This window comes from Sodalis-like endosymbiont of Proechinophthirus fluctus (assembly GCF_001602625.1).
Classification (GTDB): Bacteria; Pseudomonadota; Gammaproteobacteria; order Enterobacterales; family Enterobacteriaceae.
Map to the genome: position 1 here is coordinate 27,222 of NZ_LECR01000050.1, position 1,569 is coordinate 28,790.

Annotated in this window: 1 protein-coding gene and 2 pseudogenes; all 3 read right to left on the reverse strand. The window is 53.2% G+C overall.

All coding sequences use genetic code 11. From position 1 onward, the window contains the following. Positions 1–284 precede the first annotated feature (284 nt). Complete coding sequence (locus tag BG74_RS13480; RefSeq protein ID WP_187202704.1) at positions 285–434, reverse strand: hypothetical protein; 150 nt, start codon at positions 432–434, stop codon at positions 285–287. Positions 435–464: 30 nt separating this feature from the next. Next, a pseudogene (locus BG74_RS11025) lies at positions 465–1,013 on the reverse strand (LysE family transporter). A 94-nt stretch (positions 1,014–1,107) separates the two neighbouring features. Next, positions 1,108–1,569: pseudogene (locus BG74_RS17240) on the reverse strand (HRDC domain-containing protein); the annotation flags it as partial.

Sequence of the window (1,569 nt, forward strand, 5' to 3'; positions counted from 1 at the left end):
AAACAGCGCGAGAATGGCGCCATCCATGGAGTGCGCCAGCGCAAAGCCGTCTACGGGGTATCCGGCCGGTTGTAGACAATCTGTTGCCAGAAGCAGGCGAAATAGCTGACGTAATCGGGGAATCGCAATATACGTGACCGTGGTGAGAAGTTACCAGCAATCTGCCGGAAATCCCTTTTCCACGATGATTGATAATCATCATATCATAGCCGCACTAGAACAGATCATAGGCCAATTCTGGATATTTGACATAGCTTAGCGGCCGGTGCTGATAACCGCCACTTTTAGGTCAGGGATATAAAGCGCACAAAACGAATCGGCATCGCCAGCCCATGCGTCGGCAAATTCACCTTCTTCATGCCCATGCAAAAATCCAGCAGATAGCTGTTGGAGAACGCGGCGAATTGCCGTTCACTGATTAGACACTGGGGCATTACGCACTCGACACATTGGCCAGCAGCGCCTTAGAGCGGCAAAATAAGGTTAATGCCAAAGCCGGCAAACAATACGCCGACCACGCTATCAACCCAGCGCACCAGATGCTGATAACCTTGACGCATCGACATCAGGTTAAACACTACTGCCACCATGGAAACCACAGCAAAGTTTCGCCCAAAATCAGGGAAAATATACCAAAGCGGACTCTGGCGCCGATATTATCACCGGCGAAAAGCAAAAATACGTTGCCAAAATAGACAACCACCTTAGGATTGGTCAGGTTGGTGAGAAAGCTGCATAAAAAAGCGATGCTCACGGGGCCGCTCTCAGCGGCAACAGCGGTAGCTTGCTGGCGCTCCTCCTCAAGCAGTTACTGGCCCATCCAGCAAAGGCACAAACCACTGCCTAAGGTAATGAGGTTATGCGGCCCCAGCAGAGCCACTGCCGCCTACATGTCCATCTCGAGGGTTAGTACCCATAGACGCCGTACATCGCCTAGCAGCAATCTGAGAGACGAAAAGGAAACCTGGACCGGGGACATCATTAACATACCTTTCCTGCTCCTGGAATAAAATGCCGGGGTAGTATACCCTGCGAGTCAGTGGATAACTGTCCCGCCAACCCGCCGCCCTCTCCCGGCCTGGACACGCTTAGCGCATGGGTAGATAGATCCTCGTCGTACAGGTGTTCTCGGATAATGGCCAAGAATGGTAGTCCGAAACGCTCTATTTTACGACTCCCAACCCCATTGATCCGCAGCATCTGGGCGCTGTCGGTAGGTAATTGCTCCACCATCTCCAGCAGGGTGGCGTCGTTGAACACCACATATGGCGGGACGTTGGCTTTGTCCGCCAGTGTCTTGCGCAACTTACGCAGTTTAGTGAATAACAGGCGATTGTGATTGCCGCCATAAGTTTTGGGGGACGCGCGGGTTTTCAAATTAGTCACCCGCGGCTCCGCCAGCATCAATGCTGCCTCGCCCCTAAGCACCGGCCGCGCGAACTTCGTCAACTGTAACGCCGAATGCTGGGAGATATTCTGACTGACCATCCCCAGGTGGATCAATTGCCGAAGCACGCTTATCCAATGCTCGTTGCTGTGGTCGCGGCCGATACCATATACCGGCAGCCG

Bases quoted from the DNA above. Each gene is read 5' to 3' on its own strand.
- BG74_RS13480 (WP_187202704.1), bottom strand. From the start codon at position 434: ATGCCCCAGTGTCTAATCAGTGAACGGCAATTCGCCGCGTTCTCCAAC.